This window comes from Vreelandella aquamarina (genome assembly GCF_020075495.1).
In the GTDB taxonomy this organism is placed as follows: Bacteria; Pseudomonadota; Gammaproteobacteria; order Pseudomonadales; family Halomonadaceae; genus Vreelandella; species Vreelandella aquamarina_A.
In genome coordinates, this window is sequence record NZ_JABYQT010000001.1 from 263,398 (window position 1) to 281,220 (window position 17,823).

Annotated in this window: 16 protein-coding genes; 13 read left to right on the forward strand and 3 right to left on the reverse strand. The window is 62.0% G+C overall.

Annotated features, from left to right (window positions below; translation table 11 throughout):
* Positions 1-4 precede the first annotated feature (4 nt).
* The 6 genes from HW452_RS01200 to HW452_RS01225 all read left to right on the forward strand — a co-directional run bounded on the left by HW452_RS01200 (position 5) and on the right by HW452_RS01225 (position 5,385).
* The gene (locus HW452_RS01200; protein WP_224104277.1) at positions 5-1,030 is read left to right on the forward strand and encodes a peptidylprolyl isomerase; all 1,026 of its coding nucleotides are present in this window, start codon (positions 5-7) and stop codon (positions 1,028-1,030) included.
* Positions 1,030-2,082 (forward strand): 4-hydroxythreonine-4-phosphate dehydrogenase PdxA, encoded by a 1,053-nt coding sequence (pdxA, locus tag HW452_RS01205; protein ID WP_224104278.1) that lies wholly within the window; start codon positions 1,030-1,032, stop codon positions 2,080-2,082. The genes HW452_RS01200 and pdxA overlap by 1 nt, the downstream gene beginning before the upstream one ends.
* A gap of 61 nt (positions 2,083-2,143) precedes the next feature.
* The gene (gene rsmA, locus HW452_RS01210; protein ID WP_224104279.1) at positions 2,144-2,974 is read left to right on the forward strand and encodes a 16S rRNA (adenine(1518)-N(6)/adenine(1519)-N(6))-dimethyltransferase RsmA; all 831 of its coding nucleotides are present in this window, start codon (positions 2,144-2,146) and stop codon (positions 2,972-2,974) included.
* The gene (gene apaG, locus HW452_RS01215) at positions 2,971-3,348 is read left to right on the forward strand and encodes a Co2+/Mg2+ efflux protein ApaG (RefSeq protein ID WP_224104280.1); all 378 of its coding nucleotides are present in this window, start codon (positions 2,971-2,973) and stop codon (positions 3,346-3,348) included. The genes rsmA and apaG overlap by 4 nt, the downstream gene beginning before the upstream one ends.
* A 103-nt stretch (positions 3,349-3,451) precedes the next feature.
* Positions 3,452-4,270, forward strand: coding sequence for a symmetrical bis(5'-nucleosyl)-tetraphosphatase (locus tag HW452_RS01220; RefSeq protein WP_224104281.1), 819 nt, complete (start codon positions 3,452-3,454; stop codon positions 4,268-4,270).
* On the forward strand, positions 4,270-5,385 hold the full coding sequence (locus HW452_RS01225; protein ID WP_224104282.1) for a polynucleotide adenylyltransferase: 1,116 nt from the start codon (positions 4,270-4,272) through the stop codon (positions 5,383-5,385). The genes HW452_RS01220 and HW452_RS01225 overlap by 1 nt, the downstream gene beginning before the upstream one ends.
* A gap of 6 nt (positions 5,386-5,391) precedes the next feature.
* Here the strand turns inward: HW452_RS01225 and folK are convergent, their stop codons facing one another.
* Positions 5,392-5,937, reverse strand: a complete 546-nt coding sequence (gene folK, locus HW452_RS01230) for a 2-amino-4-hydroxy-6-hydroxymethyldihydropteridine diphosphokinase (RefSeq protein WP_224104283.1) — start codon at positions 5,935-5,937, stop codon at positions 5,392-5,394.
* Positions 5,938-5,939: 2 nt separating this feature from the next.
* Positions 5,940-6,308: a dihydroneopterin aldolase gene (folB, locus tag HW452_RS01235; protein WP_224104284.1), complete on the reverse strand. Its 369-nt coding sequence runs from the start codon at positions 6,306-6,308 to the stop codon at positions 5,940-5,942.
* A 77-nt stretch (positions 6,309-6,385) separates the two neighbouring features.
* Here folB and plsY point away from each other — a divergent pair, with 77 nt between their 5' ends.
* A complete protein-coding gene (gene plsY, locus HW452_RS01240; RefSeq protein WP_224104285.1) occupies positions 6,386-6,958 on the forward strand; it encodes a glycerol-3-phosphate 1-O-acyltransferase PlsY in 573 nt (190 codons plus the stop codon).
* Positions 6,959-6,970: 12 nt separating this feature from the next.
* On the opposite strand, the gene tsaD is transcribed toward plsY, so the two are convergent.
* Entirely contained in the window at positions 6,971-8,026 is a 1,056-nt protein-coding gene (gene tsaD / locus HW452_RS01245; protein WP_224104286.1) for a tRNA (adenosine(37)-N6)-threonylcarbamoyltransferase complex transferase subunit TsaD, read from the reverse strand.
* Positions 8,027-8,221: 195 nt separating this feature from the next.
* On the opposite strand from tsaD, the gene HW452_RS01250 reads away from it, so the two are divergent.
* The 6 genes from HW452_RS01250 to HW452_RS01275 all read left to right on the forward strand — a co-directional run bounded on the left by HW452_RS01250 (position 8,222) and on the right by HW452_RS01275 (position 17,819).
* Complete coding sequence (locus tag HW452_RS01250) at positions 8,222-9,646, forward strand: amidohydrolase family protein (RefSeq protein ID WP_224104287.1); 1,425 nt, start codon at positions 8,222-8,224, stop codon at positions 9,644-9,646.
* 187 nt (positions 9,647-9,833) lie between these two features.
* On the forward strand, positions 9,834-10,049 hold the full coding sequence (gene rpsU / locus HW452_RS01255) for a 30S ribosomal protein S21 (protein WP_016416934.1): 216 nt from the start codon (positions 9,834-9,836) through the stop codon (positions 10,047-10,049).
* A gap of 179 nt (positions 10,050-10,228) precedes the next feature.
* The gene (gene dnaG / locus HW452_RS01260; protein ID WP_224104288.1) at positions 10,229-12,067 is read left to right on the forward strand and encodes a DNA primase; all 1,839 of its coding nucleotides are present in this window, start codon (positions 10,229-10,231) and stop codon (positions 12,065-12,067) included.
* A gap of 223 nt (positions 12,068-12,290) precedes the next feature.
* Positions 12,291-14,147: an RNA polymerase sigma factor RpoD gene (gene rpoD / locus HW452_RS01265; protein ID WP_224104289.1), complete on the forward strand. Its 1,857-nt coding sequence runs from the start codon at positions 12,291-12,293 to the stop codon at positions 14,145-14,147.
* Positions 14,148-14,535: 388 nt separating this feature from the next.
* On the forward strand, positions 14,536-15,663 hold the full coding sequence (locus HW452_RS01270; protein ID WP_224104290.1) for an ABC transporter substrate-binding protein: 1,128 nt from the start codon (positions 14,536-14,538) through the stop codon (positions 15,661-15,663).
* A 41-nt stretch (positions 15,664-15,704) separates the two neighbouring features.
* Positions 15,705-17,819, forward strand: a complete 2,115-nt coding sequence (locus tag HW452_RS01275; RefSeq protein ID WP_224104291.1) for a methyl-accepting chemotaxis protein — start codon at positions 15,705-15,707, stop codon at positions 17,817-17,819.
* Positions 17,820-17,823: the final 4 nt, after the last annotated feature.

Here is a 17,823-nt window from a genome sequence, read left to right on the forward strand (position 1 = left end):
TTTTATGAAGACCAGAAATACGCTGCTAGCCCAGGCGCGCAAAGTATCGGCCACGGGCGTCATGGCGCTGTGCATTGGCGCCGGTGCTTTGGCAATCCCGCTGGTATCCCCGGCTCAGGACTATACCTCCACCCAGCGCCAGCCCATCGATAGCGTGGTGGCCGTGGTCAATGAGGGCGTCATCATGCGCAGCGAACTCAATGATCGCATCGCGCAGATCGAGCAGCAGGCTCAGGCCCAGGGCGGTTCATTGCCGCCGCGCTCGGCACTCGAAGCCCAGGTGCTCGAGCGTATGGTAATGGATGAAATCCAGCTGCAGCTGGCGCGCCGTGCCAACCTGAGCATCGATGATACCGAGCTCAACCGTCAGCTGCGCAGCATTGCCGAATCCAACAACATGAACCTCGAGCAGTTTGCCGACGCGGTGGAAGCCGACGGCATGACGCTGGCCGACGTGCGTGAGGAAATTCGCCGCGAAATGCTCATGCGTCAGGTGCAGCAGCGCCAGGTCGGTCAGCGCGTATCGGTCAGCGATCGTGATGTTCAGCGCGTGCTGGATCAGCAGATGAGCCAGAGCAGCGACCAGTCGTTTGTGGAAGAGACTCGTGCCCGCCATATTCTGGTCGAGCTCAACCCCACGCGTAACGAAGAGCAGGCCCGGGCGCGTGCCCAGCAAGTGCGCCAGCGTCTGCAGCAGGGTGAGGATTTCGCCTCGCTGGCGCGTGAGTTCAGCGACGATCGCGGCAGCGCCCTCAACGGCGGCGAGCTTGGCTGGGTTCGTCCCGGTCAGACCGTGCCGGCATTCGAAGACGCCATGCAGTCGTTGAGCGAGGGCCAGGTATCCGAGCCGGTGCGTTCGCAGTTTGGCTATCACGTGATCGAAGTGGAAGAGCGTCGCCGCCAGAACGTGACCGACGAGAGTCGTCGCGAACAGGTTCGCCAGGCGATCTTCCAGCGCCGCGCCAATGAAGAGCTGCAGACCTGGCAGCAGGAAATACGCGCGGAAGCCTTTGTGGATATCCGCCTCTAATGAGTGCAAGCGCTGGCCTGCCGCTGCTGATTACCACCGGCGAACCGGCAGGCGTGGGGCCTGAACTTGTGCTGATGCTCGCCGCTCAGGGCAGGCTGCCCGAGCAGACGGTGGCGATTGGCGATTTGACCATGCTGCGCGAGCGGGCCGCTGCGCTTGGGCTCGATGTGACGCTGGTCCAGGCGAGTCCCGGCCAGCCGGTCATGGCCACTGCTGGCGCATTGCCGGTATGGCCGGTGGCGCTGCGCGCGCCTGTCACGCCCGGCGTGCTCGACCCGGCCAATGCAAGCTACGTGCTGGCAACCCTCGAACTTGCCGTCAGCGCTTGTCAGGCCGGAGAGGCGGCGGCCATGGTCACGGCTCCGCTGCACAAGGGGGTGATCATCGAGGGCGGCTACTCGGGGTTCACCGGCCATACCGAGTGGCTGCGCGATGCCTGCGAGGTGGATGACGTGGTCATGATGCTGGCCACCGATGCCGCTCTGCATGCCAGCGCCCCAGGCTGGCAGGGCAGCGCTGACCTGCGTGTGGCGCTGGTCACCACTCACCTGCCGCTGCGGGAGGTGGCGGATGCCATCACGTTTGAGCGAGTAACCCATATCAGCCGCCTGCTGGCTGCCGACCTGACCCGCCAGTTTGGCATTGCCGCGCCGCGGATTGCGGTATGTGGCTTGAATCCTCATGCCGGTGAAGAAGGGCATCTGGGCCGCGAAGAGCTGGATATCATCACTCCCGCCCTCGATGCCCTGCGCGCCGAAGGCATGGACATCCAAGGGCCGCTGCCCGCCGATACGCTGTTTACTCCGCGCCATCTGGCGGGTGTGGATGCGGTGCTGGCGATGTATCATGACCAGGGGCTTGCGGTACTCAAGTACGCAGGCTTTGGCCAGGCCGCCAATATCACCCTGGGCCTGCCGCTGGTGCGCACCTCGGTGGATCATGGCACCGCCCTTGATCTGGCGGGCAAGGGCGTTGCCGACCCTGGCAGCCTCGGTGTTGCGCTGGCGCTGGCCCGTCGGCTCGCCAACCAGCGTTCCAATGCTGCCTGCTAGCCCCATGGGCTACTCGCCTTATACGCTTCACGTACTGAAAACCTCCAAGGAACCCTGTTAGATGTCTCAAGTGCCCCAGCAGCACCGCGCTCGCAAACGCTTCGGTCAAAACTTTCTCCGTGACCTGGGGATCATCTCGCGTATCGTGCGCGCCATCGGGCCGCGAGAAGGTGACCGTCTTGTTGAAATCGGTCCGGGGCAGGGGGCACTGACAGGACCGCTGCTGGAGGCCGCCGGGGCGCTGGAGGTCGTCGAGCTGGACCGGGACTTGATCCCGGGCCTTCGGGTACAGTTCTTCAACTACCCGGATTTCGTGATCCATGAGGGCGATGCGCTCAAGTTCGATTTTGCCTCCCTCAAGGGCCAAGGCCCGGCGCTGCGCGTGGTAGGTAACCTGCCCTACAACATCTCGACACCCTTGATCGTGCACCTGCTGACCGCGGGCAACGCCATTGCCGATATGCACTTCATGCTGCAAAAGGAAGTGGTCGAGCGGCTGGCGGCCAAGCCCGGTGGTACCGACTGGGGAAGGCTCTCGGTGATGGCCCAGTACTACTGCCAGGTGGATCAACTGTTCATCGTGCCGCCCGAGGCGTTCGTGCCGCGTCCCAAGGTCGACTCCGCCATCGTGCGCCTGACGCCCCACGCCACGCTGCCGCATACCGCCGACGACCCGGCACTGCTGTTCGAACTGGTCAAGCTGGCCTTTGGTCAGCGGCGCAAGACGCTGCGTAACAATCTCAAGGGCCGCGTAACCCCCGAGACCCTGGAAGCGCTGGGGATCGACCCGGCCCGCCGCCCCCAGACGCTGACGGTGGCCGAGTACGTGGCCATCGCCAATCAGGTCGCGGCGGACGACGCGGTAAATGCGGCAGGGAGTGACAACGGGTGAGTGGTCTAGCCATCGAGGTCAGTGTTGCGCCGGAGTACCAAGCGGCGGAGTCGAGCGAGGCGGAGTCGCGCTACGTCTTCAGCTACACCGTCACGGTACACAACCAGAGTCCGCACAGTGTGCAGCTGATGGCGCGCTACTGGAAGATTACCCAGGGTAGTGGCGACAGTCAGGAAGTGCGCGGCAAGGGAGTAGTGGGCCAGCAGCCGCTGATTGGCCCCGGCCAACGTTTTCGCTACACGAGCCGCGCCATTCTGCAGACCCCGGTGGGGGTGATGGAAGGCGCCTATACCCTGCTGAATACCTACAGCCAGCGTGCTTTCGAGGTGCCGGTAGCGCCGTTTCGGTTGGCGGTGCCGTGCCAGCTGCATTAAGCATGCGTGCACCCTTGCCATTACGTATGCCTCGGGGTGGGCGCTACGTGCCATAGGCTTTATCCTGTCTGGTATTTCCTGTTCCCGATAAAAGGCCCCGCGCATGAGTACCTACGCGATTGGCGATCTGCATGGCTGTTATGCCGAATTCATGGCGCTGCTCGAAGCGCTGTCGTTCGACCCCGCCCATGACACCCTGTGGCTGGTCGGCGATGTGATCAACCGCGGCCCCGGCTCGCTCGAGTGCCTGCGTCAGGCCGAGGCACTGGGCGGCGCGGTGCGCTGCGTGCTGGGCAATCACGATTTTTATCTGCTCGTGGTGGCGCGTGGCGGCGGCCGGCAGAAAAGACACGATACGCTGGACGGCATTCTCGCCGCTCCGGACCGCGAGCGACTGCTGGACTGGTTGCAGAGCCAGCCGCTGGCCGTTTGCGAGGGAGCCACGCTGATGACTCACGCGGGGCTTTTGCCTCAGTGGAGCATCGCGCAGGCGATGGCCGGTAGCCGGGAGGTAGAGCAGGTGCTGGCCAGCGAGCATTCCGGGCGCTTTCTGACCGAGCTTTATGGCAATCAGCCGGATGTCTGGCGTGAAGAGCTTGAGGGCATGGGCCGCCTGCGGTTCATCGTCAATGCCCTGGCGCGGATGCGCTTTATCGATGCTCATGGACGGCTCGATTTTGCCGCGAAAGAGGGGCTCGACAGCGCGCCTGCAGGGTTTGCTCCCTGGTTCCAGTACCCCCGTCATGACGACCCGCGGCTGCTGTTTGGCCACTGGGCGGCGCTTGAAGGCCGCACACCCGGCGCACAGGTGCGGGTCGAGGCACTGGATACCGGCTGCGTATGGGGTGGTGCACTGACCGCGCTCGACCTGGAAACCGGTGAGCGGACGAGCGTGCCCAGTCGACAGCGGGGAGGTTACTGATGGCTGCCACTGACCCCCGCACCGCGGGTCTTGAGGTCTACCGCGTGGGCGGGGCGGTGCGCGATGCGCTGCTGGGCTGGCCGGTCTACGACAATGACTGGGTGGTGGTCGGTGCAACGCCAGACATGATGCAGGAGCGTGGGTTCAAGCCGGTGGGGCGTGACTTTCCGGTCTTCTTGCACCCGGATACCGCCGAGGAGTATGCCCTGGCGCGCACCGAGCGCAAATCTGGCCACGGCTATGCCGGGTTTGAGGTGCACGCAAGCCCGGATGTCACGCTGGAGGAGGATCTGCTGCGCCGTGACCTGACCGTCAACGCCATCGCCCAGGGCGCAGATGGCGAGTTGGTCGACCCGTTCGGTGGCCAGGGGGATATCGAAAGGCGCCTGCTACGGCATGTCTCCGGTGCGTTCAGCGAAGACCCGCTGCGCGTGCTGCGTACCGCGCGCTTTCTGGCCCGCTATGCACCCCTGGGGTTCTCCATTGCCCCTGACACCCTGGCGTTGATGACCGACGTCAGCGGCAGTGATGAGCTTGAGCACCTGGCCGCCGAACGGGTGTGGGTCGAGACCGAAAAGGCCCTGGGTGAGCCAAGCCCCGAGGCATATTTCACTACCCTGGCCGAGTGCCGGGCGCTCGAAATCTGGTTTCCGGAGCTTGCCGGGGAGGCGCTTGCCCAAGGATTGGCGGCGTTTGAGCCTGTGCCCGAGTATGAGGATACGCCGCTTGCCCACTGGCGCTACGCGCGGCTGGTCTCGCCACTGGATGACCCCGCGCGCGAGGCGCTGGCCAAGCGTCTGCGCCTGCCCAATGCGGTGGCACAACTGGCACGCCATGTCGCGTTGACCGGGCAACTGCTGGCCGCCCCCCTGGCGACCGACGCGGTGCTTTGCTGGCTGGAGCGGCTGGACGGCTGGCGCAAGCCTGCCCAGGTCAAGGCGCAGCTGGCCCTGGTCGGCGTACTGGCCGCTGAGCACGTCGCGACGCTCGAAGCCGCCTGGGAGGGGGCGCGCCGCGCAAGCCCCCAGGCGCTGATGGCGCAAGGGTTCAAGGGCGCCGCGTTGGGCGAGGCGCTACGTGAGCAGCGCCGGCTTGCGGTAGAAGAGGCACTTTGAACGGCTTCAGCGCGCCGAGGTTTTCAAGGTAGTGGCCTCGGCACGGGATAGCCAGGCATTACCCCAGGTGAAATCCACCGGCCAGAGGCGCTGACTGCCCAGGGAGAAATTGGCCCAGAGCGTGGCGTAGGACGTGTTGCAGGCGGGGTGGCGCTCCTCGGGCAGCAGTTCGGCGAGCGGCTGCAGCACGAAGGCGTTCTGGGTGATTTCCCCGCGCGGCAGCTCGATGCCCTCGACAACCCCGCACAGATCGCCCACGGTCAGCAGGTCGATATCCAGGGCTCTGGGGCTGTACCTGGGAGTGTCCGGCTTGCGGCCGTAAAGCACTTCAACGCCCTTGGCCCAGGCTTGTAGCTCGCTGGGCGAGCGGTCACTCTCGAAGGCCACTACCAGGTTATAGAAGTTGTGGCCGCCGCTGAAGCCTACCGGCTCGCTTTCAAACACGCGGGAGATATGCAGCGCCCCGAAGGTGTCAAAAAGCGCATCCAGGCATAAACGGATATGGCGCACCGGCTCGACATTGCTGCCTAGACTGACAGTAACCAGGCTCATGGTCACTCCTTGGCGGTGGGTAGCTCGCCACGGGTGATTTCAAGACCTACGCTGGTCGCCTGGGGCACGGCGCCGGGCTTGCGTACTCTCAAGCGTAGCCAGGAAATCGAGAACTCGTGACGTAAACATTCCGCCAGGCGTTCGGCGAAGGTTTCAACCAGCGCGAACTGGTGCGCATCGGCAAAACGCTGGATGCGCTGACAGATGGCAGCGTAATCCAGCGTCAGGCTCAAATCATCGGTCGCCGCGGCAGGGCGGATATCGGTTGCCAGCGTAAGATCCAGGCTTAAGGTCTGTTGAATGGTGCGCTCCCAATCGTAGACACCGATGACGGTGTCTACCTTCAGCGCTTCGATCAAAATGCGATCCACGAGCGTTTCCTCGGCTGCAACAAGCCGGCGATTGTACGTTAGGATGAGACGAAACGACAGCAGGATGGAACGATGCCATGGCGTGGATAGTGATTGGCTACTTGAGCGGCAGCTGGCTTGCGGCGATCAGCGTCTGCCGCGCGGCCGGCGTTGCCGACCCACGCTGTGCCGGCTCCCTGAATCCCGGCTTTTCCAACGTGCTGCGTCTGCATGGGCCGCGCCTGGCAGGTGCCACGCTGATGCTCGATGCGCTCAAGGGCATGCCGGTGGTGTTGGCCAGCAAGCTGATGGCGCTGCCCATCAGTTGGCAAGGGCTGATTGGTCTGGCGGTACTGCTTGGGCATAGCTATCCCGTCTGGTACGGCTTTCGCGGAGGCAAGGCGGTGGCCAGCGCCTTGGGCGTGCTGCTGGTACTGGCGCCGGGAGTGGCGATTGCCAGCGCAGCGATATGGGCACTGCTGGCCTGGCGACTCAAGACCGCAGCACTTGCCTCGCTGATGAGTGCGCTGGCCGCGCCGCTGGTGTGTCTGTGGCTGGCACCCGCTTACGTGGGGGTAGTGGGCGGGCTGAGCCTGCTGGTGGTGCTGCGTCACTGGTTGAATATTCTAAGGCTCAGGCGCGGCGAGGAGCCGCGCCTGAAAGGGCCTTGAGAGGAAGGTGCCTTACTCGGCTGGAAGGCTGGGCGGCGCCAGGTGATCAAGCGGCCAGCGGGGGGTGGCCTGCATCACGCCGTCGTTATCCTGTTCGCCTGCCGCCAGACGCTGGGCGCCCACGTAGGCAATCATGGCACCGTTATCCGTGCAGAAGCGCCCACGCGGGTAGTAGGCCTTCGCCTGGCGTTTCTCGCACTCCAGGGCCAGACGCTCGCGCAGGCGCTGATTGGCGCTGACGCCCCCTGCCACGACCAGCCGCTTGAGCCCCGTCTGGTCCAGCGCACGACGGCACTTGATGACCAGAGTATCCACTACCGCCTCTTCAAAGGCGCGGGCCACGTCGGCGCGCGCCTGCTCATCCAGTTCACCGGCGGTTTCAAGCTGACGGATCGCGGTCAGCGTGTGGGTCTTGAGACCCGAAAAACTGAAATCGAGCCCCGGACGGTCGGTCATCGGACGCGGGAAGCGAAACCGCTTGGGATCGCCCTGCTCGGCCAGTCTGGCAACCTGAGGGCCGCCCGGATAGGCAAGACCGAGCATCTTGGCGGCCTTGTCGAACGCCTCACCGGCGGCGTCGTCTACCGATTCGCCCAGCAGCGCGTAATCCCCAAGGCCTTTCACCTCGACCAGCTGGGTGTGGCCACCGGATACCAGAAGCGCCACAAACGGAAACGCAGGCGCGTCATCTTCAAGCATCGGGGCGAGCAGGTGGCCTTCCATGTGATGAACACCCAGCACCGGTACGCCAAGCGCACGGGCCATGCCGTGGGCGGTACTGGCGCCGACCATCAGCGCGCCGACAAGGCCTGGCCCTGCGGTGTAGGCGATGCCGTCGATGTCGAGGCGGGTCAATCCGGCGTCGCTGAGTACCTGTTCGATCAATGGAAGCAGGCGGCGGGTATGGTCGCGCGAGGCCAGCTCGGGCACCACGCCGCCATAATCCGCGTGCATGGCGATCTGGCTATACAGCGCGTCGGCCAGCAGCCCACTGCCGCCGGACCGTGAAGTATCGTAAAGCGCAACGCCGGTTTCGTCGCAGGAGGTTTCGATGCCAAGCACACGCATAAAAAAGTCTCTACAGAGGGTCAGACACAGGGTGAGCGGATTTTAGCATGCCTGTCTCTGCTCGGCAGCGGCGCCTGCGACACGACAATCAAGACGTTGTCTCGGGAATATTAATTTTACCTAACTATTGACGGTTTTCAGCACTCAACTAGGGTTAAATTTTTAGCATGGATCAAGCCACCCAAGGAGAAGACAATGCTGGACCGCCTGAACATCACCCGTCGCCATCTGCTGGGTGGCATGACCGCCCTGGCAGGCAGCACGTTACTGCCCGGCGCTTACGCTGCCAGCACGCAGGCGCCGGCCAGTTCGCCCTCGGACGCCTCGCCGCGCAGCTGGTGTATCCGCAACGCCTGCGTTCTCACCATGGAGGAGGGCCAGGCCCCCTTGCACAACGCCGACGTCTGGGTGGTGGATGGGCGCATCGAAGCGGTGGGGGAGCAGTTGGCGGTAGGGGATGCGGAGATTGTCGATGGACAGGGCTGCATCGTCATGCCGGGGCTGGTGGATACCCATAACCATATGTGGCAAACCCAGATGCGTGGCATGTTCGGCCAAACCGAGGAGCGCCTGTTCTTCCCGGTCACCAATCGCCTGGGCTCGCACTTTCGTCCGGAAGATACCTGGGTAGGCGAATACCTGGCGGCCATGGAGAACGTCAATGCCGGCGTCACCACCAGCAACGACTTCTTTGACAACAACCGCTCACCGGCGCATGGCAAGGCCGCGCTAGAGGCACTGGCTGCCTCGCCGCTGCGAGCGCGTCTGCTGTTCGGTAATGAAAGCAAGACGACCGATACCATGATCGACCTCGAGCAGCTTGCCGAGCTGCAGCGTGACTGGGAGCGATTCGACGAGCAGGGGCGCCTGTCACTGGGACTTGCCTGGCGCCTGCCGGATGACTTGAACGACGAGAACGCCATGGCCATGAAGCGCCGCGAATACGATGTTGCACGGGACATGGGGCTGCCCATCGCCGTACACGTCAGCGGTGAGGAGCACCATGCCATGTTCCAGGCGCTGATAGATGGCGATTTCCTGTTTCCGGGGCTGCAGGTGGTGCATGCAACCGATGCCAGGCCGGCCCACCTGGACGCGCTCAATGCAGCCGGGGCCAGCCTGTCGCTGACCCCGATCACCGAGCATCGGGTGGCTTACGGTATTACGCGGCTCTCCCACTTCGAAGGCGTCGAGCGCCTGGGGCTGGGCATCGACGGCAATGCGCTGGCGGGCACCGGCGACATGTTTGCGGTGATGAAGACCGCCGCGTTGACGGAGCTTGCCGCCAGTGGGGAGGAGACGGCGGTGGACTGTCGACGCCTGCTCTCCCTGGCGACTTCCCGGGCGGCGGAGTCGATCGGCATGGGCGACGAGATCGGCACCCTGACGCCCGGTAAGCAGGCGGATGTGATCATGATCGATACCCGGGCCGTCAACCTGGGCATGCTGCCCGAGGACCCGGCGGCGTTCGTGGTCTTTGCCGCCACGCCCGCCAATGTATCGCTGGTGGCGGTAGGCGGGCGGCTGGCCAAGCGTGACGGCCAGCTTCTGAACGTGGACGAGCAGGCGTTGTCTTCGCGTCTCGAGGCGTCCTTGAGCCATTTGAAAGCACATCTTTGATCACCGGCTTGCAAAAGCCGACGAAGCGCAACCGCAGGCTCAGGATGGTGCCAGGTTGCAAAAATGGCTTTTGACGACTAGAATATCGTGCGCTGTAAAACTGGGTCGTGCACCGTCCAGGCAATCATGCCACAAGCGGTGTGCGTACTATCCGAACTCAAGACTCCTTAAGGTAGGTGAGTGCTTAATGCCTTCTGTAAAAGTACGTGATAACGAGCCGTTTGACGTCGCCCTGCGTCGCTTCAAGCGTTCTTGCGAAAAAGCTGGTGTTCTCTCTGAAGTACGCCGTCGCGAGCACTACGAGAAGCCGACTGCTGAGCGCAAGCGCAAAGCGGCAGCTGCCGTGAAGCGTCACGCCAAGAAGTTGCAGCGTGAGCGTAAGCGTTTCGAACGGCTCTATTGATCCGTACCTGGAGAGGGTCAGCGTAGTTGGCTGGCTGTCTCAAGAGGGATGCCAAGCGGCCGCCACTAGGTGGCCGTTTGTTTTTTCGATTGATCCATCGCCGTCAAGAGTGATCCGATTCCAGGTCCGATGACTCTTGCCAGGCGAGCCAGCGTTATGCGCGAGGATGTCCATAGTTCATGGCAGGTCAGATTCCACAGCGTTTTATCGACGATCTGCTTGGCCGCGTTGACGTGGTGGAGGTGGTTGGCGAGCGCGTGCAGCTCAAGAAGGCTGGCCGGAACTACTCAGGGCTCTGCCCCTTCCATCAGGAAAAGACGCCGTCGTTTACCGTGAGTGCCGACAAGCAGTTTTACCACTGCTTTGGCTGTGGTGCGCACGGAAATGCACTACGCTTTCTGATGGAGTACGACAAGCTTCCCTTTCCCGAAGCAGTAGACCAGCTGGCCGGACGCCTGGGGCTTGACGTACCGCGCGAAGGTGCTGATGACCCGCATGCCCGTGAGCGCGATAAAAAGCGCAAGGAAGGGGTCAATCTGCTCGAGCTTGCCGCCAGCTTCTACCGTGAACGCTTGCGGATGGGTGAAGGGCAGAGTGCCAAGCAGTATCTGGAAGGGCGGGGGCTCTCCTCCGAGGTGATTCAGACCTACGGCATCGGCTACGCGCCGGGCGGCTGGGAGGCGCTCAAGCAGCATCTGGGCGAGCGCGGTATCTCCGAATCGGTCCAGATCGAGTACGGCCTGCTGATCCATCGCGAGGACACGGGGCGTACCTACGACCGTTTCCGCGACCGGGTAATGTTTCCGATCCGCGACCTGCGTGGCCGTACGATCGCGTTTGGCGGCCGGGTGATGGGCGATGAGCAGCCCAAGTATCTCAATTCGCCGGAAACGCCGGTGTTTCATAAAGGACGTGAGCTTTACGGACTCTATGAAGCGCGCCAGGCCACCAGCAAGCTCGAGCAACTGGTGATGGTCGAGGGGTACATGGATGTGGTGGCGCTGGCCCAGTATGGCATTCATAACGCAGTCGCAACGCTTGGGACAGCTACCACCGAAGATCACTTGAGCCGCCTGTTTCGGCTGGTCAGCCGCGTGGTGTTCTGCTTTGACGGCGACCGCGCTGGGCGTCAGGCGGCCAGCCGGGCGCTGGAAACCGCGCTGCCACTGATGATCGATGGGCGTGAGGCGCGGTTTCTGTTCCTGCCCGAAGGCGATGACCCGGACACGCTGGTCAGGCGCGAAGGGACAGATGCCTTCAGGGACCGCGTCACCTGCGCGATGCCGCTTTCCGAATTCCTGTTCGAGCAGGCGGCGCAAGGGCGCGATCTGAACACGGTGGAAGGGCGCGAGCGTTTTGCAAGCCAGGTGCTTGAGGCGCTGAACAAGGTGCCCGAAGGTATGCTCAAGTCGCTGCTGCTGGAAGCGCTTGCCAAGCGCAGCGGGCTTGCACAGCAGCAGCTCCAGGCGCTGCTTGATAAGCGGGCCGCGCCACCGAAGGAGCAGGCGTACTGGGAGCCGGTCACAGAAAATGACCATGAAGAAAGCAGGGAACCTGAATACGTTAGACGGTCTAAACCCCGCACGCGTAGCCAGACGCTGTCGCCGGTTGGCCGTATCGTGCAGCTGCTCTTGCACGAACCAGGCCTTGTCTCGGTCCTGCCCGATACGCTTGAGTGGCTGCCCGACGATGATGATGCGCCGCTATGCCGTGACCTGATGGCGCTGTTGCAGGCCGGTCGCTATCGCAGCCCGCAGGTAGTGCTTGCTCACTTTCAGGGCAGCCCGCAGGGGCAGGTGCTGGCAGAGTTTGCCAAGCGGGAGCTGTTGATTCCCAAGGCCGCGCGGGAAGCCGAGCTTGCAGGCTTGGTCGAGCATTTGCAGCACAAGCAGCGCAAGCGTTCGCCTGAGGAAGAGTACGAGGCGTTGCTGGCACAGGAGCGTGCCGGACAGAAGCTCGATAAACAGCAGCGTCAGCGCTTGGCAGCCCTGGTGGTGGAGCTGGCCCAGCGATTTTGAGCGAGAACTGAAGGGGCAGGGTTGAATTCTGTCTGCTTCAATACCATCTAGAGGTCATTGGTGAAATATTGACCTAACCGAACAAACTAACACACCTGAATGACCGCGAAAATACGTTTTGCTGGAAAAAGTTCAGTAAATTACGCTATAATGTCCGGCTTGTTGAGTTTAATCGATTCAGCGCACCAGGTGTTTCATTCTTCTTCGTCGAGATAGGGTTTCTATGGCTGGAAATGCGCAGCAGCAGTCACGTCTGAAGGAGTTGATCGCGCGCGGCAAAGAGCAGGGTTACCTGACGTATGCCGAGGTCAACGACCATTTACCCGAGGACATCGCCGACCCGGATCAGGTGGAAGACATCATTGGCATGATCAACGACATGGGTATCCGTGTCGCTGAAGAAGCGCCTGATGAAGACACCTTGATGATGTCGGATCACTCCACGGACGAGTCCGCTGCGGAAGAGGCCGTTGCGGCCCTTGCCGCGGTGGAAAGTGACGTGGGTCGCACCACCGACCCTGTACGCATGTACATGCGTGAAATGGGTACCGTAGAACTCTTGACCCGCGAAGGCGAAATCGAGATTGCCAAGCGGATCGAAGAGGGTACTCGCGAAGTGATGTCGGCGCTGGCATACCTGCCAGGCGCGGTCGCTTCGATTCTGGAAGCCTACGACGCCACTCAGGATGAAGAAGCTCCTGGCCGCCTGTCGGATCTGTTTTCCGGTTTCATCGATCCGGACGAAGGTATCCCCGGTGTTGCCGAGGCGGACGTGCCGGAGCCGGAGGTCGATGCCGAGCTAAGCGATGACGACGACGTCTCCGATGACGACGACGATGATGAGGACGACTCCAGCGCAAGCGAGGGTGGTCCCGATCCCGAAGAGGCACGAGCCCGCTTCGAGCAGATTCGCGAGCAGAATGCCCTGGTCGAAGCCGCGCTTGCCAAGCACGGCCGCGGCAGCGTTGAGCTGAAGGACGAGCAGGAGCGTCTTGCCGAGCTTTTCTCGCCGATCAAGCTGGTGCCAAAGCACTTCGAGCGTCTGGTAGGTCAGGTGCGTATCAGCGTCGAGCAGGTGCGAGCCCAGGAAAAGGCGGTCATGCAGCTTTGCGTGAAGAAAGCCAAGGTGCCGCGCAAGACGTTCATCAAGTCGTTCCCGGGCAGCGAATCCGACCCCAAGTGGCTGGATGCTTTCCAGGAGGCGCAGCCCAAGTATGCTGATCGTCTCGAACCCCTGCGTGCCGATATTGCCCGCTCGCAGCGCAAGATCGCCTTCGAGGAAGACATGGTGCAGCTCACCGTGGCGGATCTCAAGGAAGTCAACCGCAAGCTGTCGATTGGTGAAGCCAAGGCGCGTCGTGCCAAGAAGGAAATGGTCGAGGCCAACCTGCGTCTGGTGATCTCGATCGCCAAGAAGTACACCAACCGCGGCCTGCAGTTCCTGGATCTGATTCAGGAAGGTAACATCGGTCTGATGAAGGCGGTGGACAAGTTCGAATACCGTCGCGGCTACAAGTTCTCGACCTATGCCACCTGGTGGATTCGTCAGGCGATTACTCGCTCGATCGCCGACCAGGCGCGTACCATCCGTATTCCGGTGCACATGATCGAGACGATCAACAAGCTCAACCGCGTATCGCGCCAGATGCTTCAGGAGATGGGCCGCGAGCCGACCCCGGAAGAGCTTGGCGAACGCCTCGAGATGCCGGAAGACAAGGTGCGCAAGGTGCTGAAGATTGCCAAGGAGCCGATCTCCATGGAGACGCCGATTGGTGATGACGACGATTCGCACCTGGGGGATTTCATCGAAGACGGCACCATGCTGCTGCCGATCGACATGGCCACCGGCGAAGGTCTGATTGAAGCCACGCGCAATGTGCTGGGCGGTCTTACTGCTCGTGAAGCCAAGGTGCTGCGCATGCGTTTCGGTATCGACATGAATACCGACCATACGCTCGAGGAAGTCGGCAAGCAGTTTGACGTGACCCGTGAACGGATTCGCCAGATTGAAGCCAAGGCGCTGCGCAAGCTTCGCCATCCCAGCCGCTCTGAGCCGCTGCGCTCGTTCCTTGACGAGTAACGCTGTCAGCGACCAAGCGTATTGACAAGACCCCGCCTCGGCGGGGTCTTGTCGTTTATGGCCTTGTGTTCGATACAAGAGCGTTGCTGGCCTAGGCGCCGATGTCACAAGCGTAAATCAATGCGTAAATGCTCTATTTTTTAATAACTTATTATTATAAATCTAAAATCGTTTAACAATTGCCGCAATTCAACGAAATGAAATGAGCCTTTAGTCGTATAATTTCTGTCGATATTTTCATGGTAACCCCCTCGCCACACGTATCTGCCAAGCGAGCATTTGCGAGAAACATGCGGTGGGGCATGAGCGCTCTGGTCGGCTATTGAAAGCTGGCTTGTCAAATAGCTGATAAGGAAATGCGATGCGAAGGTTCAAGATATATTGGCTGATGGCGGTGCTAATACCGTCTCTTGCCCAGGCAGACCTCAAGTTCGCCATTGTGGCGCCCCAGACGGGGGGCGCGGCCTTGATGGGAATGGAAATGCAGCAGGGTATCAGCACCTATTTTGCTGAAGTGAATGCACAAGGAGGCGTCAACGGTCAGCCGTTGACCCTGGTCCCCTTTGACGACCAGTACGACCCGCTGAAGGCGGCCCGGCATACCCGGGAAGTCGCTGCAGATACCTCCATCCTGGCGTCGATCGGTAATGTAGGCACGCCGACTGCCGCAGTAACCGTGCCTATTCATAACGATGAACAGATGCTGCTGTTTGGCGCGTTTACCGGTGCCGGACTACTGCGCCGGTCGCCGCCTGATCGTTATGTCATCAACTACCGGGCAAGCTATGCCGAAGAAACCGCCACCATGATCAGCGGGCTGCTGGAGGCTGGCATTGAACCGGAGGAGATCGCGTTTTTCACACAGAACGACAGTTTTGGTGATGCAGGCTACAACGGGGCCATCAATGCCTTGAAGGCTCAGGGCGTAACGAATGCCGAACACCTGGCCCACGGTCGGTTTACTCGCGGCACGCGTAACATCCATCAGGGGCTAGCGGCCATTCTTCAGGCGCCGGTAACGCCGCGCGCGATCATTATCGTGGGTACCTTTGGGCCCGCCGCCGACTTTATCCGCGAGGCGCGTGAAGACCTGCCCGACACGCTCTTTCTGAACGTCTCCTTTGTGGGTAGCCAGGCGCTGCTCAACGAGCTTGGCGATAAAGGTGAAGGCGTCATCGTGACCCAGGTCGTGCCGCCGCTGGATTCGGCGCTGCCCGCCGTTGAAAGCTATCGTGCCGCACTGGCGCGCCATGCGGGGGATGCCGAGCCCAGCTTCATCTCGCTGGAAGGTTACCTTGCGTCCAGATTGTTCGTCGAGGGGATCAAGGCAGCGGGGGCCGCACCAGACCGCGAGTCCATCGTGGATGGGTTGCTGAGCCTTGAAAATGTCGATATCGGTCTGGATGCGCCGCTGACCCTGAGTGCCGACCAGCATCAGGCCAGTCACAGCGTATGGCCCACGGTCATTCGCAGCGGCCGTTTCGAACCCGTGGACTGGACAGCGCTCACCCCCTAAAACAAGCAGTTCTCTGCTGATACCCTGACAGCGAAAAAAACATGAAAAGATCCCTGAGCATTCGCGCCATGCTGGTCGCGCTATTTCTGGCGGCCGTGATAGGCGCTCTTGTACTGGCAGTCACCGGGTGGGTAACCAACCAGCGGCTGATCAACTCGCAGCGTTACATCACCAACGATGTCATGCCTCTCCAGGCCGCCAGTCGTGACCTGGTGCTGACCATGGGCGAGTACCGCCAGCGCCATACCGATCTGTTGACGGCGGATGCCGCTACCATCGATCAGGTAATGTCCCCGGAACCGCTTGATGACCGCTTCAATGCTGCACTCGATGCGCTGCAAAGCGGCCAGGCGGCGATCGACCAGCGTGACCAGCTGGCCACGATCACCGCCAGCTACCAGCGTCTGAAAGATGGCGACCGTCTGCTTGAACAGGTGCGCCGCGAAGCGCTCACGCTATCGGCGCGTACCGACGAGCGCCTGGTTGAGATGGAGGCGATGATCCATACGGTCATGCTCAACGCTGAAGATATTGCCGGGCGTACCGCGCTGGCCCAGGTGCGCCGCGAGCGCCGCCAGCGTGAGGTGATGCTGGCCTGGCGGGAAGATGGCATGACGGAATTGCCTACCCAGCTGCTTGATAACATGTTCGAAGTACAGCCGGATATCGGTCAGCTAAGCGGCAATGTGCGCATGGCGGTGGCGCTGCTTTCCGACCTTGGCCGGCAGATGACGCTGACCCATAGCCAGGATGCGCTGGTACATCTGCGAACCAACGAGATTGCCCAGCAGGTGATGCTCGCGCGCCAGTCGCTTTCGGCGATTGCCGAAGCGCCCAGTACCGAGGCTGAGCAGCGCACCATGATTGCCGAGCTTGACCAGATCATCGCCGATGTCGAAGCGCTGATGATCGGTGATAACGACTCTGTCTTCGTGCTTCGCGAGCAGCAGCTCGAGATGGCCGCCCGCGTTCAGGACGCCTTGAGCGAAGTGTCCGAGGCGATGGATGATATGCGTGCCCAGCTGCGTGATATCGAAGTCTACGCGGTGGAGCAGGCCGACAGCGCCGCCGGCCAGGCCGAAACGCTGGCCAATGCCGGGCGCACGCTGCTGATTGCCGTGACGCTTGCCGTGATTGCACTGCTGGCCATTTTCGGCTGGCGCACCCTGGTGCGCGTACTCGGCCCGCTGGTGACCATGCGTCGTCAGATGGAGAATATCAGCGGCGCGGCTGGTGAAAATGCCGATCTTTCCATGCGTCTGGCGCTGCAGCACAACGATGAAGTAGGACAGACGGCGCAAGCGTTCAACCGCATGATGGACACCTTCGAGGGCATGGTCGCGCAGATTCGTGACAGTGCCGAAGCCATTGCCACCAGCAGCCGCCAGATCGCCGCCGGTAATGAAAACCTTTCCCAGCGTACCGATCAGCAGGCGGCGTCGCTTGCTGAAACGGCCTCGAGTCTTGAAGAGATCACCGCGACGGTCAGGCAGACCGCCGATTACGCCGATCAGGCGCGCGATGCCAGTTCAAGCGTTGATCACCGCGCCCGTTCGGCAGGCGAGGTCGCCACGCGTACGACAGAGGCGATGGGCAAGATTCGTGATGCCAGTGAAAAGATCACCTCGATCATCAAGGCGATCGATGACATCGCTTTTCAGACCAATCTGCTGGCGCTCAACGCCTCGGTCGAGGCGGCGCGTGCTGGCGACCAGGGGCGTGGTTTTGCCGTGGTGGCTCAGGAAGTGCGCATGCTGGCCGGGCGCAGCGCCGAAGAGGCAGCCCAGATTCGCCATCTGGTGGATGATAGCGTTGCCAAGGTGAATGAAGGAGAGCATCTGGTCAAGGCCTCCAGTCAGCACCTGCAGGAGATCATCGACAGCCTGTCATCGGTAACCCGTTACGTTACCGAAATTGCCGATGCGACCAAGGAGCAGTCGTCGGGGATCGAGCAGATCAACCAGGCAGTGTCCCAGCTCGATCAGGTTACGCATCAGAACGCGCGTCTGGTGCAGGAGGCCTCAAGTGCAAGCCAGACCCTGGATGAGCGGGCAGGCGATATGCATAGCCTGGTCGGGCGCTTCAGCGTGGGCGATCAGGCAGGCCAGCGCCCGCTGGCACTTCCCGGCAGCGCGGGAGATAGCCGCAACCCGTAAGCCT

What these genes read in the sequence shown, in the direction of transcription:
- pdxA (WP_224104278.1), top strand. Translation starts at nt 1,030, where the DNA reads ATGAGTGCAAGCGCTGGCCTGCCGCTGCTGATTACCACCGGCGAACCG.
- HW452_RS01220 (WP_224104281.1), top strand. Translation starts at nt 3,452, where the DNA reads ATGAGTACCTACGCGATTGGCGATCTGCATGGCTGTTATGCCGAATTC.
- rpoD (WP_224104289.1), top strand. Translation starts at nt 12,291, where the DNA reads ATGGCTGGAAATGCGCAGCAGCAGTCACGTCTGAAGGAGTTGATCGCG.
- rpsU (WP_016416934.1), top strand. Translation starts at nt 9,834, where the DNA reads ATGCCTTCTGTAAAAGTACGTGATAACGAGCCGTTTGACGTCGCCCTG.
- plsY (WP_224104285.1), top strand. Translation starts at nt 6,386, where the DNA reads ATGGCGTGGATAGTGATTGGCTACTTGAGCGGCAGCTGGCTTGCGGCG.
- tsaD (WP_224104286.1), bottom strand. Translation starts at nt 8,026, where the DNA reads ATGCGTGTGCTTGGCATCGAAACCTCCTGCGACGAAACCGGCGTTGCG.
- folK (WP_224104283.1), bottom strand. Translation starts at nt 5,937, where the DNA reads ATGAGCCTGGTTACTGTCAGTCTAGGCAGCAATGTCGAGCCGGTGCGC.
- HW452_RS01270 (WP_224104290.1), top strand. Translation starts at nt 14,536, where the DNA reads ATGGCGGTGCTAATACCGTCTCTTGCCCAGGCAGACCTCAAGTTCGCC.
- rsmA (WP_224104279.1), top strand. Translation starts at nt 2,144, where the DNA reads ATGTCTCAAGTGCCCCAGCAGCACCGCGCTCGCAAACGCTTCGGTCAA.
- HW452_RS01200 (WP_224104277.1), top strand. Translation starts at nt 5, where the DNA reads ATGAAGACCAGAAATACGCTGCTAGCCCAGGCGCGCAAAGTATCGGCC.
- HW452_RS01225 (WP_224104282.1), top strand. Translation starts at nt 4,270, where the DNA reads ATGGCTGCCACTGACCCCCGCACCGCGGGTCTTGAGGTCTACCGCGTG.
- HW452_RS01250 (WP_224104287.1), top strand. Translation starts at nt 8,222, where the DNA reads ATGCTGGACCGCCTGAACATCACCCGTCGCCATCTGCTGGGTGGCATG.
- HW452_RS01275 (WP_224104291.1), top strand. Translation starts at nt 15,705, where the DNA reads ATGAAAAGATCCCTGAGCATTCGCGCCATGCTGGTCGCGCTATTTCTG.
- dnaG (WP_224104288.1), top strand. Translation starts at nt 10,229, where the DNA reads ATGGCAGGTCAGATTCCACAGCGTTTTATCGACGATCTGCTTGGCCGC.